Here is a 17,103-nt window from a genome sequence, read left to right on the forward strand (position 1 = left end):
TCATGGAAGAGAGAACTGAAATAAATAACCTCGGGGAGTTCGGCCTTATCGACCACCTGACGCGTAATATTGAGATCCATAACGCCGGCACCATTCTCGGCGTGGGAGATGATGCCGCTGTGATCGACCATTTCGGTAAACAAACCGTTGTTTCCACGGATATGCTTGTGGAAGGCATTCACTTTGACCTGATGTATACCCCGCTGAAGCATTTGGGATATAAGTCAGTGATTGTCAACCTTTCTGATATTTATGCGATGAACGCCGTGCCTACCCAGATCACCATGAGCATCGCATTCTCCAACCGCTTTTCCCTCGAAGCGCTCGAAGAGTTCTACGAAGGGGTGTATGCGGCCTGCGAACGTTATAACGTAGATCTCATCGGCGGTGACACTACTTCTTCCCAGAAAGGCTTCGTTATCAGCGTTACCGCTATCGGGGAAGTAGCTCCCGGTAAATTCGTAAAACGCTCTACCGCTCAAAAAGGCGACCTCCTCTGTGTTTCCGGCAATCTTGGTGCTGCCTACCTGGGCCTTACCATACTGGAGCGGGAAAAACAGATCTTCCTGGAGAACCCAAAAGTGCAGCCAGACCTTGAAAATCAAACATATATCATCGGCCGTCAGCTGAAACCTGAAGCCCGTCCCGATATTATAACTTTCCTGGCCGAAAAGGAGATCCTTCCCACTTCCATGATGGATGTAAGCGACGGACTCAGCTCCGAAATACTCCACATCTGCCGCCAAAGCGAAGTAGGCTGCGTGCTTTACGAAGACAAGATCCCCGTACACGACGATGCCCGCCAAATGGCCATGCAATTCGGACTTGACCCTACCGCCTGTGCATTGAGCGGCGGGGAAGATTATGAGCTCCTTTTCACCATGAAACAGGAAGATTACGACAAGATCGTCCTCAACGAAGAGATTGCCGTGATCGGGTACATGACAGGCCCTGAAGAAGGTGCCCATATCATTACCCGCGGAGGTAACAAACACGAAATCACCGCTCAGGGATGGAACGCTTTCAAATAGTGTAATTCCGCTATAAAATCAAAAAAGCCCGGTGCAGCAGTTGCACCGGGCTTTTTTGATTACAAATCGTTTATCCTGAAAACGGGACTGTTATGAGTTGGGTCCATGCCCTCAACGGCTTCAAACCCCAATTTGAGCTTATACTTCCCCGGCATTTTTGAACCCGGGATATGGATATCTACCGAATCCTTTCCTATTAAATCCTTCAAATGCAGTTCTGTATCCCAAACCACAGGAGGCATTTCGGGATCCTCCCAGATCAGGTACTTCAGTTTAGGACCATTGCCAATAACCGGCAGATCCTGGTGGTAGAGGTTCTTAACTGCAAAACGATACTGCCCGTCTTTAGTCCGGGTAAATTCCTTTTGGGCCGGTATCAGCTGTAAAAGAGTATAGGAGTGAAAGTTGGGTACAGACTTACCGAAAAATTCACCCTGTGCTGTAGGTATCCCCTTCTCATCGGGGAAATAATTCCTGTCGGAGGTAGCTAACCAGATTTCTTTCCCCCACAGTTTTTCTTCCATAGGCCAGAAGTTGTACTGGCTCCGGCGGCTGCGTATCGTATTCAGGCTGAATGACATATCGCCCTGGTAAAACATATACTTCGAAGGCTGCTGGTAGCTGTTGATGAATACTACCGGCCGGCCGGCAGCCTGCTCCTTCACTACAGCCGTCCATTCCCTGTTGTGATGCAGCTCCGGACGGATTCGTACCCCGGGCAGGAAATCCCACATCATATACACCCGTACTACTAATACCAGAATCAACGATGGTATCCATACGGCTTTCAGGAACTTCAGGGAATACCCCTGCCGCACGATGCCCTGATGGGCCAGCACCAGCAATGGCGTAAAGATCATGACGGTCCAGTTGGCTTCCACCCGGCCTTTGAAAGTACTGATGGCAAAAAATACAAGCACCCCTATCAGTGAAAACTTCATGGCCCGTTCAAAACTATCCTTCACCGGTACTCTAAATGCATAGTACAGCAGCAGCCAGCCTACCAATGGACCGAATAACAGCAGTTGCCCTGCCAGGTAATCCAGTGTAAAACTGATATGGTACGCCTTGGCATTGCGCTCAACGAGGTGGTATTGAAGCGATGGGAAGTCGTGGGTATATTGCCAGTAAAGGTGCGGGAAGAAGAGAGCTGTCGTAATCAGTACTGCCATCCAGAAGCGGGGAAGCTTCAGCAGATGGAGATTCGACAACACTGTGAAAAACACCAGCAGCACGCCGTGGTATTTACTGTAAAACATCAGCGCCATACTCAATCCGAGCAACAGGGTGTTTTTCCAGTTTTGAGCGGCAAGGAAGTTACGGTAGAGGTAGAAGTACAATGCAGCGAAGAAGATGAGTGGAATATCAGGCACTGCCAGGATCCCTCCCAGCTGCATGGCTCCCATGCCGGCGAGAATTAGATAGAAAACGGTGTTGTTCTTCTGGGAAATCAGCTTATCCGTAAGAATGAGGGTACCTACATTCAGCACCACCATGGCCAGTCTTACACCCAGTTCATTGTGGAAGATGGCATATCCCGCCTTGATCAGGAGGGCAATCATGGGGGGATGATCGAAATAACCCCAGTCGAGGTGGCGTGAATACACCCAATAATAAGCCTCATCATCCATCAGCTCTGTAAAGCATGCCTGAATGAGGGCTAGTATGGCCCAGAGGGCCAGTATGGTGTTTTTGTACTGATTCTTTGTAAAAAAGCGGATCATAGTGGGGCGAAGTTAGCCAAATCCGCCGCTTTTTAGAGTATCATAAACTTGTCTGCATCCTTCATAAAGGGGAATTTCCCACGCAGTTCTGTTAGATGCTGACGCGACAGGGTGTATGTGAATACATCTTCGTCGTGTGCTTTATGATAAACGATCTCCCCGACAGGGTCTATAATGCTGGAATCTCCGCTGTGGTAGATATCATTACCGTCATTACCCACACGGTTAACTCCGATCATGTAGCATTGATTTTCGATAGCACGTGCCTGCAGCAGGGCTCTCCAGGGCACATTACGGCGCTCCGGCCAGTTGGCCACATTTACCAGTACATCATACTCCGGCTGGCCGTCTTCCTTAATCGTATTGCGGCTCCATACTGGGAACCGGAGATCGTAACAGATGGTAAGGCAGATTTTCCAGCCTTTTACCTGTGCAATGATGCGTTTCTCTCCGGCTGCGTAATAATTATCTTCTCCGGCAAAGCCGAAACGATGACGTTTATTGTACACGCCGTATTGTCCGTTGGGAAGCATCCAGATAAAGCGGTTGTAATACTCACCATCTTCTTCGATGATGAGGCTGCCGCCGATGATGGCATTCTTTTGCTTCGCTTTCTGCTTCATCCACTGTACAGCAGAGCCGTCCATCTTTTCTGCGAGCTTTTCGGGCTGCATGCTGAAACCAGTGCTGAACATCTCGGGCAGCAGGATCACTTCGGTCCTTTCCTTAATGGCATCGATCTTTTGATCGAACATGGCCAGGTTGGCCGCTATATCTTCCCAATGCAAATTCGCCTGAATGAGCGAAACGGTTAAATCTGACATACAATAACGGATTCGTGCAAAACGACCTCAAAATTACACTGCAAAGACTTAGAAAGTTTTGAAATCAGGCAGGATTATTCCCTGTTTTTTGAAATTTCTTCAATAACACCCCTGGAAAGATCCTGTTCGTAACCTCTCTGCAACAGAAACTGTAGTGTTTTCCAGGTGCGTTTTACCGGTTGTTCTCCTTTCAGACTGGCATATTTCTTTTCTGCCAGCTGCCGTAATACACGGTCGTATTCGTCACCGTCTATCTCCGACAATCCTTTCCGGATACAATAATCCGACACCTGTTTCTGTTTCAGCATGAGGGTGATCTTCTTCTTGCCCCATTGCCGCATCCTGAATTTACCACCTGCATAAGCGCGTGCATAGCGTTCCTCATTGAGGAAATTATCCTGAACCAGCTGGGCAATGGCTTCGTCGGCCGCATCACCGTAAAGCCCCAGTTCCCGGCATTTCTCTTTCACTTCCGAATGGCACCGCTCCTGGTAAGCGCAGTAGTGGCGGAGCTTTTCCATTTCGCTGCTACTCATGGCATTCCATAAAAAGGGCCGGCCGTTGTGCGGCCGGCCCGGTGAGTAATATATTGATCGTATTACTGCCGAACTATCATCAGTTTGGCGTAATTGAGCATTATCTTCTTTTCGCCACCTCCCTTGGGGAACATTACCGTTGCAATACGGTTGTTGGGAGCACCTTCCAGCCCGGTGATCTTACCGAAGCCGAATTTCATGTGCTCTACGTCCATGCCTACTTCCATATTTCCCGGATCATCTGCGGCAAAGTTAGCAGAAGGGGTATGGTTGCTGCCGGAGGGAGATGAAATAACCCGGGGCTGCGGTTGCTGCTGAGCCGGGCGGGCAGGGCCTGCTGGTGATCCTGGTGCTTTGCGCTTATCAAACATATTACCCCAGGAAGCACCGCCACCCATGCTGCCACTGTTGCGGAGGCCGCCACCGGCATAGCTGCGGTCGAGGTATTGTTCCGGAATTTCTTCGAGGAAGCGGCTGGGTTCATTCTGCTGCAATTGGCCGAAACGGTAACGGCTATTGGCGTACGTGATGAACAAACGGCTCTTTGCACGGGTTACTGCCACGTAAAAGAGCCTGCGCTCTTCTTCCAGCTCTTCCCTAGAATTAATGGAAAGCCCGCTGGGGAACAGTCCTTCTTCCAGCCCTACGTTGAATACCACCGGGAATTCAAGCCCTTTGGAAGCGTGGATGGTCATGAGTTTCACCACATCGCTGTTCTCATCGTTGGTGTTATCAGCATCCGTAAGCAGGGTAATCTGCTGGAGGTAGATGCCGAGTGTTTTATCGTTGAGCAGCTCACCATCTTCAGTGGGCGTTTCAGTAAATTCCTTGATAGAGTTCAATAACTCCTGTACGTTCTCATAGCGTGCAAGGCCTTCCGTGGTTTTGTCGTTGAAGAGCTCTTTCACAATGCCGGTGCTCTTACCTACCTGCACGGCCACTTCGTATGCATTCTGCTTCTCCAGCATCACACGGAAGCTCTGGATCATAATCACGAAGTTGCTGATGGCTTCGAGCGTACCGCCTTTAAACCCAAACTCACCGGCTCTTTCCAGTACTTCCCAGAAAGTGATATTCTGATCGTTGGCGAGGATGGAAACTTTCTCGATGGTAGTTTTACCAATCCCGCGAACCGGGTAGTTGATGATACGCTTAATGGCTTCCTCATCACGGGAGTTCATGATTACACGCAGATACGCGATGAAATCCTTGATCTCTTTACGCTGGTAGAATGACAGTCCGCCGAAGATACGGTAAGGTATGGCCTGGCGGCGCAGGCTTTCCTCGAAGGAGCGGCTCTGTGCGTTGGTACGGTAAAGTATGCAGAAGTCGCGGTTGCTGTAGTGATTGCGGAGCTTTAATTCGGCAATGGTGTCGGCCACGTTTTTGCCTTCCTCATTATCGGTATTGGTACGGATCAGTTTGATCTTTTCCCCTTCTATGTTATCTGTCCACAGGTTCTTTTCGATCTGCCCCTTGTTTTTCGATATTACTTCGTTGGCCACATGGAGGATCGATTTGGTGGAACGGTAGTTCTGTTCCAGCTTCACCACTTTCACATCGTCATAATCCTTTTCGAACTGGAGGATGTTCTGGATGGTAGCACCGCGGAAGGAGTAGATAGACTGGGCATCGTCTCCCACCACACAAATATTCTCATGTACGGCACCCAGCAGTTTCACGATCTCATACTGGGCAGGGTTGGTATCCTGATACTCATCGATCATGATGTATTTGAACTTGTGCTGGTATTTGGCCAGTACATCGGGGAAGCCTTTCAGCAGCTGGTACATTTTGAACAGCAGATCATCGAAGTCCATGGCGCCGTTCTTAAAGCAGCGCTTCACGTACATATCGTAGATCTTGCCTGTAAGGGGGCGGCTGGCGCGCTGGTCTTCCTGCTGGAGGTAATAGTCCACCTGGTAAGCATCCGGCCCTATAAGGCTGTTCTTAGCCGCGGAAATGCGGTTATATACGAGATTGGGTTTGTAATGCTTATCGTCGAGGTTGAGTTCGTTGATGATGGTTTTAACCACGCTTTTGGCATCGTCGGAATCATAGATGGTGAAATCGCTGGGATATCCCATCTTCGGGGCATCTGCACGCAGCAGGCGGGCAAACACGGAGTGGAAGGTACCTATGTAGAGATTACGGGCCTCGTTGCTGCCGAGGATCTTCTCCACACGTTCCTTCATTTCCTTGGCGGCTTTGTTGGTAAACGTCAGGGAAAGTATGTTGAAGGAGTCCACCCCGTTACGCATGAGGTGAGCGATCCTTGTGGTCAGTACCTTGGTTTTGCCCGATCCGGCGCCGGCAATGATCATTACAGGCCCCTGTAGGGTGACCACCGCTTCACGCTGAGGAGCGTTTAATCCTTCTAAATAGTTTGCACTCATCACTGAAAAAATTTGCAGGCTGTAAAAGTACGATTTGACGGCCGGATCACGAAATAAGTGGATAAATCCCAGTGCTTTCAGGGCATAAAAAAACGGTCCCGGCTGAGCCGGGACCGTTTTCAATTTTTTATTTCTCGTTCCTGTCCACCTTCAGGCGGCTGGCCCGGTTAGCGACTTCCCAGGCGGTGTAAAACACCAGCTTGGCACGCTTCGCCAGCAGGTTGTAATGGATTTTATCAGGTTTATCTCCCGGACGGTGATAATCCTCATGCACGCCATTGAAGTAGAAGATGATGGGGATCTTATGCTGAGCGAACATGTAATGATCGGAGCGGTAGTAGAAACGGTTAGGATCGTTAGGGTCGTTATACTTGTAATCGAGTTTCAGACCGGTATGTTTGTTAGCCGCTTCGCTGATGGGGCGAAGGTCGGAGCTGAGCTTATCGTCGCCGATGATGTACACGTAATTGGTGTCTTTCTTATGCTCATCGTCTATACGGCCAATCATGTCGATGTTCAGGTCGGTAACGGTTTGCTCGAGGGGGTAGATGGGATGATCCGTATAGTATTGTGAACCCAGCAGGCCTTTCTCTTCACCTGATACGGTCATGAACACCACGGTGCGGCGGGGGCCTTTACCGGCTTTTTTGGCTTTCATAAAAGCATCTGCCATGGCGATCACCGCTACAGTGCCGGAGCCATCATCGTCTGCGCCATTATGGATCTGCCCGTTGATGATGCCCACGTGGTCGTAGTGCGCAGTCAGGAACACATATTCATCCTTCAGATCGGTGCCGGGTAATATACCCAGTACGTTACTGGATTTGATCTCTTCTGTACCCTTGCTGAACTCCAGGGAGGTAACCTCACCTGTTGCAGGAGTAGAGTTACCTGCTTTGGCAGCAGCCTGCAGCTCGCTCCAGGGTTTGCCAAAGATGGCGGCAGCCACATCCGGCGCTACAAAGTAACAGTTGGGGATATACTCCATGGTTTTCATCATGGGCCAGTACAGGCCGGTTCTCCGCATGCGGGAACCACCGCGGCCGCCCAGGTTGTTACGTTCGCTTACAACGAATACGGCAACTGCACCATGGTTGGCAGCATTACGCAGACGTTCTGTAATAGGAGCCCCTTTCTTACCAGGTTCCTCATCGGCAATCACAACGATTTTATCAGTAGCGGTAACGCCTTTGTAAGGATCATTGGCTTCGGTGGTTACACCAAAACCGGCGAATACGGCTGAAGTAGCACCCAGTTGCTGATTAGCGGCATCTTTTACGGAAGCATAGAATTCCTGTCCGAACGTAAAGGTTTTACCACCTGCCTGAATAGTGCTGCGCTGCAGGGAGTCCTGCATGAGGGAAAATGGCTGTTCCCATTCTCCGTTGCCTGCACCGGGCTGAAGCCCTGCAGCTTTGAACTGCTCGATGATGTATTTGGCGGCTTTGTATTGACCGGGCTTGCCGGTTTCGCGGCCTTCCATTTCATCGCCTGCTACTATATACAGGTGTTTCTTCAGCTTAGAAGGCGTAATGGTTTCCGCGTAGGATGTGGCCGCGGAGCGCTTCAGGGGCGTGGAGGCCTTTTGGGCGCATGCTGCGGTCCCTATTACGAGGAAGCAGGCCAGCATTGATTGTTTCTTCATTGGCAGGTTTTTATGCGCTAAAATTAAGGTTTACGGCTGTTGCCACCGTTACCATTCAAATAAAAAGAGGCTGTTTGCACAGCCTCTCTGTAAATATCTGCTAAAAAATCAGCCTTACGCGTTTAGACGCAGGCGATCTTTTTTACACGGTTTTCGTGACGGCCGCCTTCAAAAGGCGTAGCCTGGAACACATCTACCATTTCGGTAGCGGTGGGTACGCTTACAAAGCGTGCAGGGATGCAAAGTACATTGGAATTGTTGTGGCTGCGCGCCAGGCGGGCCAGTTCATCACCCCAGCAAATTGCTGCGCGGATTCCCTGGTGTTTGTTGGCAGTGATAGCCACGCCGTTGGCACTACCGCAAATAAGAATGCCAAAAGCATGCGTACCGTCTTCCACGGCAGATGCAACAGGATGTGCAAAGTCAGGATAATCCACTGAATCGGCAGAATAAGTGCCGAAGTCTTTTATCTGTATTCCCTTTCCTTCGAGGTAAGAGATCACTTCTTCCTTGTATTCGAACCCTGCGTGGTCCGACCCGATGGCTACCGGCAAGGCAAGATCAAATGTCGTCTGTTCCATACCCTATGGGTTTATGTTGGTGGTTATCGTTTAGTTTTATCAGGACCATTCTTCTATTTCGGCCTTCTCTTTCTTCGCGTATGTTCTGGCAGAAATGAGGATGCTTATTTCGTACAGCAGGTATAAAGGTACGAAAACGAGTAATTGGTCGAGTACATCAGGCGGTGTAATGATGGCAGCCAGCACGAGGATCACCACGATGGCATGGCGGCGGTAGTTCCGCATGAAGGTAGGCGTGAGAACACCGAGCTTGGTGAGGAAATACACGAGGATGGGCATTTCGAACAATGCACCCATACCTAGAATGATCTGCGACATCAGGCCGAAGTAATCGTCGATGAAGAAATCGTTCTTGATCACTTCCGACACGGAGTAACTGGCCAGGAAGTTGATCATGAAGGGAGCGATGAGGAAATAGCTGAAAGCAATACCCAGCATAAACTGGAGAGTGATCCAGAAAATAACGCCTTTGGAGCCTTTCGCTTCGTTGTCTTTAAGAGCGGGGCGGATAAAGCGCCACAGCTCCCAGCAAACGTAAGGGAAAGCGCCTATAACCCCGATGATCATGGCGAGTTTGAACTGCAGCATGATCTGCCCTGCCATTTTCGTGTTCTGAAATACGATAGGCGGAGGAGTAATACACAGTTTATCGCCGAGGTTTAATGCATGGCTGGCGGAGCACAGCCATTTATAAGTCGGAAAATCGGCCTGGGTGGGGCCGAAGATTACTTTTGTAAGGATCCAGTCGGTAAATACGAAGCCCAAAATGCTCACGATTACAATCGCTGCGGCAGAACGTACAAGGTGCCACCGGAGTTCTTCCAGGTGGTCAAAAAACGACATCTCTGCTTTTTCTTCGTTACTCGAGAATAACTTTTTTAACATGCGGTATCAGAATCAGGAGCACAAATATAACATGCCCCGAAGAGTTGATTGTGAAAAAAAACGATGGCTAAGGTAAAAAGAAAATTACGAGAAAGTGAGTGGAGATGGATTTAGGGTAAAAAAAAAGAGCCAGCCCGAGAAGAATCAAGAGCCGGCCTTTCATCCATTGTTTGTTAACCCCAAAAAAGTTGAATTCGAGAATGTCTTTATTCGCTTCTGTTTAGATTAGAACCAGCATCCTTTACGGCAAGCTATTCAGATGTAAGTTCGTAATCGTTACTAAAGCATTCAATTTTCTTAAAACAAAAATAGAAAGAAATATCGTATTATCAATGTTGTAACAAAGTTTTTTACAACCTTTTAACAAAAATCAAATTATTGTGTTACGTATCAGCACCTATCGTAATTCCTTTCGTGTTAATTTCATACCACTCTTGTAAAAAACGATTTTGCAACGGATATATTATATATAACGATAAATTTTACTTAAATCGCTTTCTAAGCTCTTGCAAATCAGCAGTTAGGCTGCTTTTAACCCTCATTAAGATAAATATATCCATTTTTTGGCAGCCGCAAAAAGCTTAGCAATATTCTTCCAATACTGCAATTATCAGGCCGGATTCTTTTAATCCAGTATCTTCATTTTCACCATCTCAATCCTGGTATCTGTCACATTCAGCACATCAAATTCGTAATTATCGATGATAATCCGCTCCTTTAAGCGCGGAATTGTTTCATAATGTGAGATTATATAACCAGAAAGCGTTTCACTTTCATCCTCCGGAAAATCAAACCCATAGCGCTCATTCAGGTAATCCAGTTCCAGACGGCCGGAGAAAATATACTCCTTCTCAGCAATCTGCTTCTCCACAAACTCTTCCACATCATGCTCATCCTTGATATCTCCGAATATCTCTTCCAGCACATCTTCTATCGTCACAATGCCGGCTGTACCGCCAAACTCATCCACCACCCAGGCAATGCTCCTGCGCTCTTTGTTGAATTTTCCCAACAGATCTATGGCGCTCATCGTTTCCGGTACTGCCAGTATCGGATGAATGACTGATCTCAGCTCTTTTGGATTCTTAAACATATCCAGCTGGTGCACATATCCGAGAATATTGTCAATATTTTGTTCGTAGATGATCACCTTGGACAATTTGGTGTCCATAAACTTCTTCCGGCAGTCTTCAATCGTTGCGGTTATATCGAGTGCTTCGATCTCTTTACGCGGAATAAGGCAACCCCTGATTTTCACGTGTACCAGGCTCAGGGCATTCTCGAACAACTCGGTATTCAGCTCCTGGCTTTCACCCATATGCTGCTGGCTCTGACGGGTGAAATACTCTACGTCCACCCGTGCAAAGGAGCTCTTATTCTCCACGATACGCACGTTGAACAGGTATTTGAGTATCCATTCCGAGATCGATTCCAGCATGGCGCCGATCACGTAAAAGGGCTTAGATAAAAAGGAAATAGGCCAGGCGAAAAAGCTCAGCAGTGCTTCGGGCCTTGAACGGAATATGCTCCGGGGAATGAAAAACCCGAAGAACAATACAAGCAATGTGGCAGCACAAATCTCAATCGTCAGCGTCAGCGCAACCATTTCGGCCACTTTCTCTTCCGATTTCCAGATAGTCAGCCACAGCCTGTCCAGCCATCCTGCCACAAGCATACTGTAGATAACGATACTGATCGTTAACCCGATGAGGCTGGTAGCAAGAATTTTGGCGGGGTGATCACTGAAACCGGCTAATATTTTACCGGCCACGCGGCCCTGCTTTTTCTTCAGCTCAATGCTCAGCCGGTTAATATTTGCGAATGCTGTTTCCATACCGGCGAAAAAACCCGCCAGCAGTATCACCAAAACCAGTAAAACAATCGTGTAAATATCCATCCGTTCAAGATATAGTTTAAGCGGGTTACGCCTGTTTCAGGCCCCAATCAATAACGGTTAACGGCCCAAAAAGTTCTCGATAAGGCCTTTCACTTCGCCGTACGCCTTATCCAGTTCCTCATTTACAACAATATAATCAAATTCGCTGGCAAAAGACAGTTCGTATCGGGCTTTCCCCAACCTTTCTTCCAGGCTCGCCTGCGATTCGGTTCCTCTTTCACTAAGCCTCACCCTCAATGCGTCGAGCGATGGCGGCTGGATGAATATGGTCATGGCAGTTCCGTGGTATTTTTCCTTGATGCTGAGTGCGCCTTTCACGTCAATATCTACCATGGGTGTTTGCCCGTTGGCCCAGATACGTTCCAGTTCGCTTTTCAGGGTACCATAATACTTCCCGGCATATACCATTTCATATTCCGCGAAATCGTTCTTTTCGATATGTTCCTGAAAGGTTTCGGGAGACATGAAGTAATAATCCTTTCCGTGTACTTCCGTATCGCGGGGCGTACGGGTAGCGGCGGAAATAGAAAAAGCAAGCGCAGGCATATCAGCCAGCAGCTTGCGTACGATGGTGGTTTTACCCGCACCGGAAGGAGCGGTGATAATAATGATCTTGTTGGATGCCATGTAATCTAAACGCGCTTGATATCTGCTCCCAGGTTCCGTAGCCGCTCATCGATGTATTGATAACCGCGGTCGATCTGGTCAATGTTATGAATGGTGCTTTTGCCTTCTGCGCTGAGTGCCGCAATGAGCAGGGATACGCCCGCACGGATGTCGGGACTGCTCATGGTGATACCTCTCAGCGGGTGCTGGCGGCCAAGTCCGATTACGGCTGCACGGTGCGGATCACACAGGATGATCTGCGCGCCCATATCAATGAGTTTGTCTACAAAGAACAGGCGGCTTTCGAACATTTTCTGATGTATCATCACGCTGCCGCGGGCCTGTGTGGCTACTACCAGCACGATGCTCAGCAGGTCGGGCGTGAAGCCGGGCCAGGGATGGTCCGAAATGGTTAAGATGGAGCCGTCGAGGAAGTTCTGAATCTCATAGCTTTCCTGCGAGGGGATGTAAATATCGTCGCCCCGGTATTCCATCTGGATTCCCAGTAAGCGGAATTTTTCGGGGATGATGCCAAGGTTCTGGATGCCGGCGTTCTTGATCGTGATCTCGCTCTGGGTCATAGCCGCAAGGCCGATGAAGGAGCCGATTTCGATCATATCGGGGAGCATGGCATGCTCACAGCCGCCGAGTGTGGAAACACCTTCTATTTCGAGGAGATTGGATCCTACGCCGTTGATCTTTGCGCCCATGCTGTTAAGCATTTTGCAAAGCTGCTGAAGGTAAGGTTCACAGGCTGCGTTATAGATGGTGGTTACTCCGTTAGCCAGTGCAGCAGCCATCACGATGTTGGCGGTGCCGGTAACACTGGGCTCGTCGAGCAGCATATATGTGCCTTTCAGGCCGCTTTTAGGCGACTCCAGGCGGAAGTAGTTATCTCCGGTATCGTATGTAAAGGAAGCTCCCAGGCGCTCGAAACCGATCACGTGTGTGTCGAGCCTCCGGCGGCCGATCTTGTCGCCACCGGGTTTGGGGATGTAAGCTTTACCGAAACGGGCCAGTAGTGGACCGGCCATCATCACGGAGCCGCGCAGGCGGCCGGATTTCTTTTTGAACTCAGGGCTTTCAAGGTAGTCCATATTCACCGCATCGGCCTGGAACTCGCATACGGAGCGGGAAACGCGGTTAACTTTTACGCCAACATCCTCCAGCAATTCTATCAGCAGGTTTACATCCACAATGTCGGGGATATTACTGATGGTTACTTTTCCGGGTGTTAACAGTACCGCGCTGATAATCTGTAATGCTTCGTTTTTGGCTCCCTGCGGTATAATTTCTCCTTTCAGACGGTTGCCGCCTCGTACTTCGAACGCGTTAATCACTTGTTCCTGTTTTTGTATTTGTTGTGTTTGTTCTTGTTGTTGTTGTTATTGTTCTGCTTGTATTTACCCTGCTGGAACTGTTTGCGTTTCACACTTGCAGTTGGTGCTGTAGTGTTGCCGGGGGCACGGAACTGGGGTTCCAGGCTGATTACGGGCGCCGGGTTGGCGTTGCCTGAAGTGGGATAATACTGCAGCTCTCCGCTGGTGATGGCACTCAGCTCGGCACGGATCGCGTCGTCATGCACGTTTTCCTTATGCCAGTTGCCATAAGCCAGCTTCATATAGTTGCCTATAACCTGAACGAAACCGTCTTTCATTTCGGGGTTCTTGGCTTCAAGGGCTTTATCGATCACTCTTTCGAGGTTCTTGCCAAAGTGGCGGTGGCGCGGGTGCTTCTTGGGATAAGGCAGGCGCTCGGGTTTTGATTTCAGCGTTTCCCGGGTGGGGATGGGGTATGGAGAATCCACATCCAGCCTGAAATCAGACACCAGGAAGAGGTGATCCCACAGTTTATGCCGGAAATCCTCCACGTTACGGAGGTGCGGCTGCAGGATGCCCATCAGCTCTATCACGGCAGATACCTGCTCCTGACGGTGCTCACGGTCTTTCAGCGTCAATATATATTCAATCATCCGCTGTACGTTCCTGCCGTACTCCCGCATGATGAGGTGGTTGCGCGCGGTGTTATATTCCATTAATCTAATTTGTAAATCCGTAAATATGCTTGAAATTCAGCCGTTCTATCGCGAAGTAACAAAAAATATACCTATTATGGAACGGCCAGACGTGCAGTATTGCGTCATGCAAACCTAATGAAAAAAAATCATACGCCGCACGGGAAGCGGGCCTGATTCCTTACTTTTACCGTATGAATTTGTCGCTGACCGGTAAAACCGCTGTTATCTGCGGAGGCTCCCAGGGCCTGGGACTTGCTTCCGCCCGGGAAATCGCCCTTTTAGGCGCTAACTGCATCCTGCTCGCCCGCAGCGACGCAGCGCTGAAAGACGCCGTGGCCTCCCTCGACACATCGAAAGGCCAGCAGCACGACTACCGCACGGCAGACTTCAACCATCCCGAAAAGGTACAGGCCACCATCCTTGCCATTACCGACAAAACCATCGTTCACATCCTTGTCAACAATACAGGAGGTCCTTCCGGCGGGCCCATCCTCGCTGCAGAAGGCGGCGCCTTTCTTCAGGCGTTCCAGATGCATGTGGTCTGTAACCAGATCATGGCCCAGGCTGTGATCCCCGGCATGAAAGCCGAAGGCTTCGGCCGCATCATACAGATCATCTCCACTTCCGTGAAGGCGCCCATCCGCAACCTCGGAGTATCCAATACCATCCGCGCTGCCGTGGCCAACTGGGCTAAAACGCTCGCCGGAGAAATGGCGCCTTTCGGCATCACGGTAAATAATGTACTGCCGGGCTCCATGTCTACCGACCGCCTTCGCAGCCTCTTCCGCACCAATGCGGAAAGCCGTGGCGTTCCTGAAGAAACCGTTGCCGAAGAATGGCGCCTCGAAATCCCCATGAAACGATTCGGGGACCCCGCAGAATTCGGCGCCGCCGTTGCCTTCCTCGCTTCCCCCGCCGCCGCATACATCACCGGCATCAACCTGCCGGTAGACGGTGGCAAAACTCCCAGTCTGTAAATCCACTCCATGAATATCTGGAAAAACATCATCAAAAGTCCAACCTGATCCGCCGCCGACCGTTATTATGCTAACGGCCGCCCCCGCGGCCCATTCCTTTATTTATCACAATTCCCAACATGCAACAATCAAATGTGCAGTACGGCCCGTACCTGCAACTGGACGCCATATTGAACGCTCAGCACCCGGAAAGCGACAAGCTCGGGATGCCCGCTCACGACGAAATGCTTTTCATCGTCATCCACCAGGCTTATGAACTCTGGTTCAAACAACTGCTTTTTGAAGTGGAATCCGTGGCTGACATCATGAGTAAACCAGCCGTGAACGACAACTCTCCGGAGCTGCAAACCGTTGTTCACCGCCTCAACCGCTCTGTTACCATCCTGAAGCTGCTCGTTCAGCAGATCGATATCATGGAAACCATGACACCGATGGACTTCCTCGACTTCCGCGATATGCTGCGCCCCGCATCGGGCTTCCAGAGCTGGCAGTTCAAAACCCTTGAAGCCAGGCTCGGCCTGCAATACGAAAACCGTTTCGGGCAGGAATATTACATTTCCCAGCTTACCCCCGACAAGATCGATATCATCCGCCGGGCCGAAAAGGAACCTTCTGTGCTAAAGCTCCTGAACGACTGGCTGGAGCGCATGCCTTTCTTTGAGGAAACAGGCAACTGGGCCGACTACCAGCCGTCTACCAATGCCGCTACCAGCGGCGAATCCCTCTGGTTCAGCGATTACCGGAATATATATATGAGCGGTCTTGCGGAAGCCGAGCAGGCCAATCGCGCTTATTTCGATAAAGTATTTGGAGACGGGGAAGGGGCCGGGCATTTATCTCCCCGGGCGAGCCGTGCCGCACTCTTCATCATGCTATACCGCGGATACCCCTTGCTGCAGTTGCCTTTCCAGCTGCTGAACAGCCTGCTGGAGATCGATGAACAGCTGAGTACCTGGCGTTACCGGCACATGAGTATGGTGCAACGGGTGATAGGTACCCGCATCGGTACGGGCGGCAGCACCGGCAGGGATTACCTGAAAGGTGCGCTGGACAAGCATTACATCTTTGCGGATATAGCCCGGTTAACGAGCTTTCTTATTGAGCGGCGGAAGCTGCCGGCATTAAGTCCGGCAATGGGGAGGAGGTTAGGTTTCAGATAAGACTTCCAAAACGGCAAAAAGGGCGACGGTAACCGTCTCCCTTTTTGCCTTTGCTCATAACGTGAAACAATTGCTGCTACTCCACTACATTAATGGTGCGCGTAAAGCTCTCTTCGAGGGAGATGAACGTTTCCGTACGCTCGATGCCCTTGATTTTCTGTAGCTCGTCGTGCAATACACGGCGGAGCGAAGTGATATCTTTACAAATGATTTCTGCAAACATGCTGTAACTGCCGGTGGTGTAGTTCAACCGAACGATTTCCGGCATTTTGCGCAATTCTTTGGCCACGGAATCGTAGAGTGAGCTTTTTTCGAGGAAAATCCCGATGAAAGCGATCACGTCGTACCCGATCATTTTTAAATCTACATGTAATCTCGTACCTTTAACTATACCCAGTTCTTGCAACTTCTTCATTCGCACGTGGATCGTACCGCCTGATACGAACAGCTTCTTCCCAAGGTCTGCATAGGAGATTTCAGCATTAGACATCATCTCGCTGATGATCTGAAGGTCCAGTTTGTCAATATTCAAATTGTGGCTCATTTTGACAAAGTGTTTTTGAATGTTTTAAACTTACATGCAAATATTTAAAAAATCTCGAAATTTCCAAAATTTCTATTAAAATATTTGCAAAAAATACCCCCTCTCTTTAGATTTGCATCATAATCGTTGAAAACAACGCTTACCCGCCAGGGGAAATCATCAAATTTTGTGGGATGATGGAATTGGCAGACATGCCCTCTCGTCTCGAGGGTGAGGATCACGGGATAAACGTAGCGTAATGGGTTGACCACTAATCTTATTTGTGCTATGGCTAACTGCC

General features: G+C 49.6%; 15 protein-coding genes. 3 read left to right on the plus strand and 12 right to left on the minus strand.

Annotated features, from left to right (window positions below):
• Positions 1–2 precede the first annotated feature (2 nt).
• Entirely contained in the window at positions 3–1,031 is a 1,029-nt protein-coding gene (gene thiL, locus DEV76_RS03555) for a thiamine-phosphate kinase (RefSeq protein WP_109695134.1), read from the plus strand.
• A 59-nt stretch (positions 1,032–1,090) separates the two neighbouring features.
• On the opposite strand, the gene DEV76_RS03560 is transcribed toward thiL, so the two are convergent.
• From DEV76_RS03560 to DEV76_RS03610, 11 genes are all read right to left on the minus strand, one after another.
• Positions 1,091–2,755 (minus strand): ArnT family glycosyltransferase, encoded by a 1,665-nt coding sequence (locus tag DEV76_RS03560; protein WP_109695136.1) that lies wholly within the window; start codon positions 2,753–2,755, stop codon positions 1,091–1,093.
• A 32-nt stretch (positions 2,756–2,787) separates the two neighbouring features.
• Positions 2,788–3,579, minus strand: a complete 792-nt coding sequence (locus DEV76_RS03565) for an amidohydrolase (protein ID WP_109695138.1) — start codon at positions 3,577–3,579, stop codon at positions 2,788–2,790.
• A 74-nt stretch (positions 3,580–3,653) separates the two neighbouring features.
• Complete coding sequence (locus DEV76_RS03570; RefSeq protein ID WP_109695140.1) at positions 3,654–4,115, minus strand: regulatory protein RecX; 462 nt, start codon at positions 4,113–4,115, stop codon at positions 3,654–3,656.
• Positions 4,116–4,177: 62 nt separating this feature from the next.
• Positions 4,178–6,511, minus strand: a complete 2,334-nt coding sequence (locus DEV76_RS03575) for an ATP-dependent helicase (RefSeq protein ID WP_109695142.1) — start codon at positions 6,509–6,511, stop codon at positions 4,178–4,180.
• A gap of 127 nt (positions 6,512–6,638) precedes the next feature.
• A complete protein-coding gene (locus tag DEV76_RS03580) occupies positions 6,639–8,156 on the minus strand; it encodes a M28 family peptidase (RefSeq protein WP_109695144.1) in 1,518 nt (505 codons plus the stop codon).
• A 122-nt stretch (positions 8,157–8,278) separates the two neighbouring features.
• A complete protein-coding gene (gene rpiB / locus DEV76_RS03585; RefSeq protein ID WP_109695145.1) occupies positions 8,279–8,737 on the minus strand; it encodes a ribose 5-phosphate isomerase B in 459 nt (152 codons plus the stop codon).
• 39 nt (positions 8,738–8,776) lie between these two features.
• A complete protein-coding gene (gene tatC, locus DEV76_RS03590) occupies positions 8,777–9,622 on the minus strand; it encodes a twin-arginine translocase subunit TatC (RefSeq protein ID WP_109695147.1) in 846 nt (281 codons plus the stop codon).
• A 625-nt stretch (positions 9,623–10,247) separates the two neighbouring features.
• Positions 10,248–11,519: a hemolysin family protein gene (locus DEV76_RS03595; RefSeq protein ID WP_109695149.1), complete on the minus strand. Its 1,272-nt coding sequence runs from the start codon at positions 11,517–11,519 to the stop codon at positions 10,248–10,250.
• Positions 11,520–11,576: 57 nt separating this feature from the next.
• On the minus strand, positions 11,577–12,146 hold the full coding sequence (gene gmk / locus DEV76_RS03600; RefSeq protein WP_109695151.1) for a guanylate kinase: 570 nt from the start codon (positions 12,144–12,146) through the stop codon (positions 11,577–11,579).
• Between the two features lie 5 nt (positions 12,147–12,151).
• Positions 12,152–13,465 carry a UDP-N-acetylglucosamine 1-carboxyvinyltransferase gene (murA, locus tag DEV76_RS03605; RefSeq protein WP_232826863.1) on the minus strand — a complete coding sequence of 438 codons (1,314 nt, stop codon included), beginning with the start codon at positions 13,463–13,465 and terminating at the stop codon, positions 12,152–12,154.
• Positions 13,462–14,160 (minus strand): DUF4290 domain-containing protein, encoded by a 699-nt coding sequence (locus DEV76_RS03610; RefSeq protein ID WP_109695153.1) that lies wholly within the window; start codon positions 14,158–14,160, stop codon positions 13,462–13,464. Before DEV76_RS03610 ends, murA begins: the two co-directional genes overlap by 4 nt.
• A gap of 173 nt (positions 14,161–14,333) precedes the next feature.
• Between DEV76_RS03610 and DEV76_RS03620 the strand changes: the two genes are divergently transcribed.
• Positions 14,334–15,119 carry an SDR family oxidoreductase gene (locus DEV76_RS03620; protein ID WP_109695155.1) on the plus strand — a complete coding sequence of 262 codons (786 nt, stop codon included), beginning with the start codon at positions 14,334–14,336 and terminating at the stop codon, positions 15,117–15,119.
• 119 nt (positions 15,120–15,238) lie between these two features.
• Positions 15,239–16,279 (plus strand): tryptophan 2,3-dioxygenase family protein, encoded by a 1,041-nt coding sequence (locus DEV76_RS03625; RefSeq protein ID WP_109695157.1) that lies wholly within the window; start codon positions 15,239–15,241, stop codon positions 16,277–16,279.
• Between the two features lie 76 nt (positions 16,280–16,355).
• Here the strand turns inward: DEV76_RS03625 and DEV76_RS03630 are convergent, their stop codons facing one another.
• Positions 16,356–16,823, minus strand: coding sequence for an Lrp/AsnC ligand binding domain-containing protein (locus DEV76_RS03630; protein ID WP_109695159.1), 468 nt, complete (start codon positions 16,821–16,823; stop codon positions 16,356–16,358).
• Between the last annotated feature and the right edge of the window lie 280 nt (positions 16,824–17,103).

Origin of the sequence: Chitinophaga deserti (assembly GCF_003149455.1) — a bacterium.
Taxonomy (GTDB): Bacteria; Bacteroidota; Bacteroidia; order Chitinophagales; family Chitinophagaceae; genus Chitinophaga; species Chitinophaga deserti.

What these genes read in the sequence shown, in the direction of transcription:
- DEV76_RS03580 (WP_109695144.1), bottom strand. Translation starts at nt 8,156, where the DNA reads ATGAAGAAACAATCAATGCTGGCCTGCTTCCTCGTAATAGGGACCGCA.
- DEV76_RS03560 (WP_109695136.1), bottom strand. Translation starts at nt 2,755, where the DNA reads ATGATCCGCTTTTTTACAAAGAATCAGTACAAAAACACCATACTGGCC.
- DEV76_RS03620 (WP_109695155.1), top strand. Translation starts at nt 14,334, where the DNA reads ATGAATTTGTCGCTGACCGGTAAAACCGCTGTTATCTGCGGAGGCTCC.
- DEV76_RS03575 (WP_109695142.1), bottom strand. Translation starts at nt 6,511, where the DNA reads ATGAGTGCAAACTATTTAGAAGGATTAAACGCTCCTCAGCGTGAAGCG.
- DEV76_RS03570 (WP_109695140.1), bottom strand. Translation starts at nt 4,115, where the DNA reads ATGAGTAGCAGCGAAATGGAAAAGCTCCGCCACTACTGCGCTTACCAG.
- DEV76_RS03565 (WP_109695138.1), bottom strand. Translation starts at nt 3,579, where the DNA reads ATGTCAGATTTAACCGTTTCGCTCATTCAGGCGAATTTGCATTGGGAA.
- tatC (WP_109695147.1), bottom strand. Translation starts at nt 9,622, where the DNA reads ATGTTAAAAAAGTTATTCTCGAGTAACGAAGAAAAAGCAGAGATGTCG.
- thiL (WP_109695134.1), top strand. Translation starts at nt 3, where the DNA reads ATGGAAGAGAGAACTGAAATAAATAACCTCGGGGAGTTCGGCCTTATC.
- DEV76_RS03595 (WP_109695149.1), bottom strand. Translation starts at nt 11,519, where the DNA reads ATGGATATTTACACGATTGTTTTACTGGTTTTGGTGATACTGCTGGCG.
- DEV76_RS03630 (WP_109695159.1), bottom strand. Translation starts at nt 16,823, where the DNA reads ATGAGCCACAATTTGAATATTGACAAACTGGACCTTCAGATCATCAGC.
- DEV76_RS03610 (WP_109695153.1), bottom strand. Translation starts at nt 14,160, where the DNA reads ATGGAATATAACACCGCGCGCAACCACCTCATCATGCGGGAGTACGGC.
- gmk (WP_109695151.1), bottom strand. Translation starts at nt 12,146, where the DNA reads ATGGCATCCAACAAGATCATTATTATCACCGCTCCTTCCGGTGCGGGT.
- rpiB (WP_109695145.1), bottom strand. Translation starts at nt 8,737, where the DNA reads ATGGAACAGACGACATTTGATCTTGCCTTGCCGGTAGCCATCGGGTCG.
- DEV76_RS03625 (WP_109695157.1), top strand. Translation starts at nt 15,239, where the DNA reads ATGCAACAATCAAATGTGCAGTACGGCCCGTACCTGCAACTGGACGCC.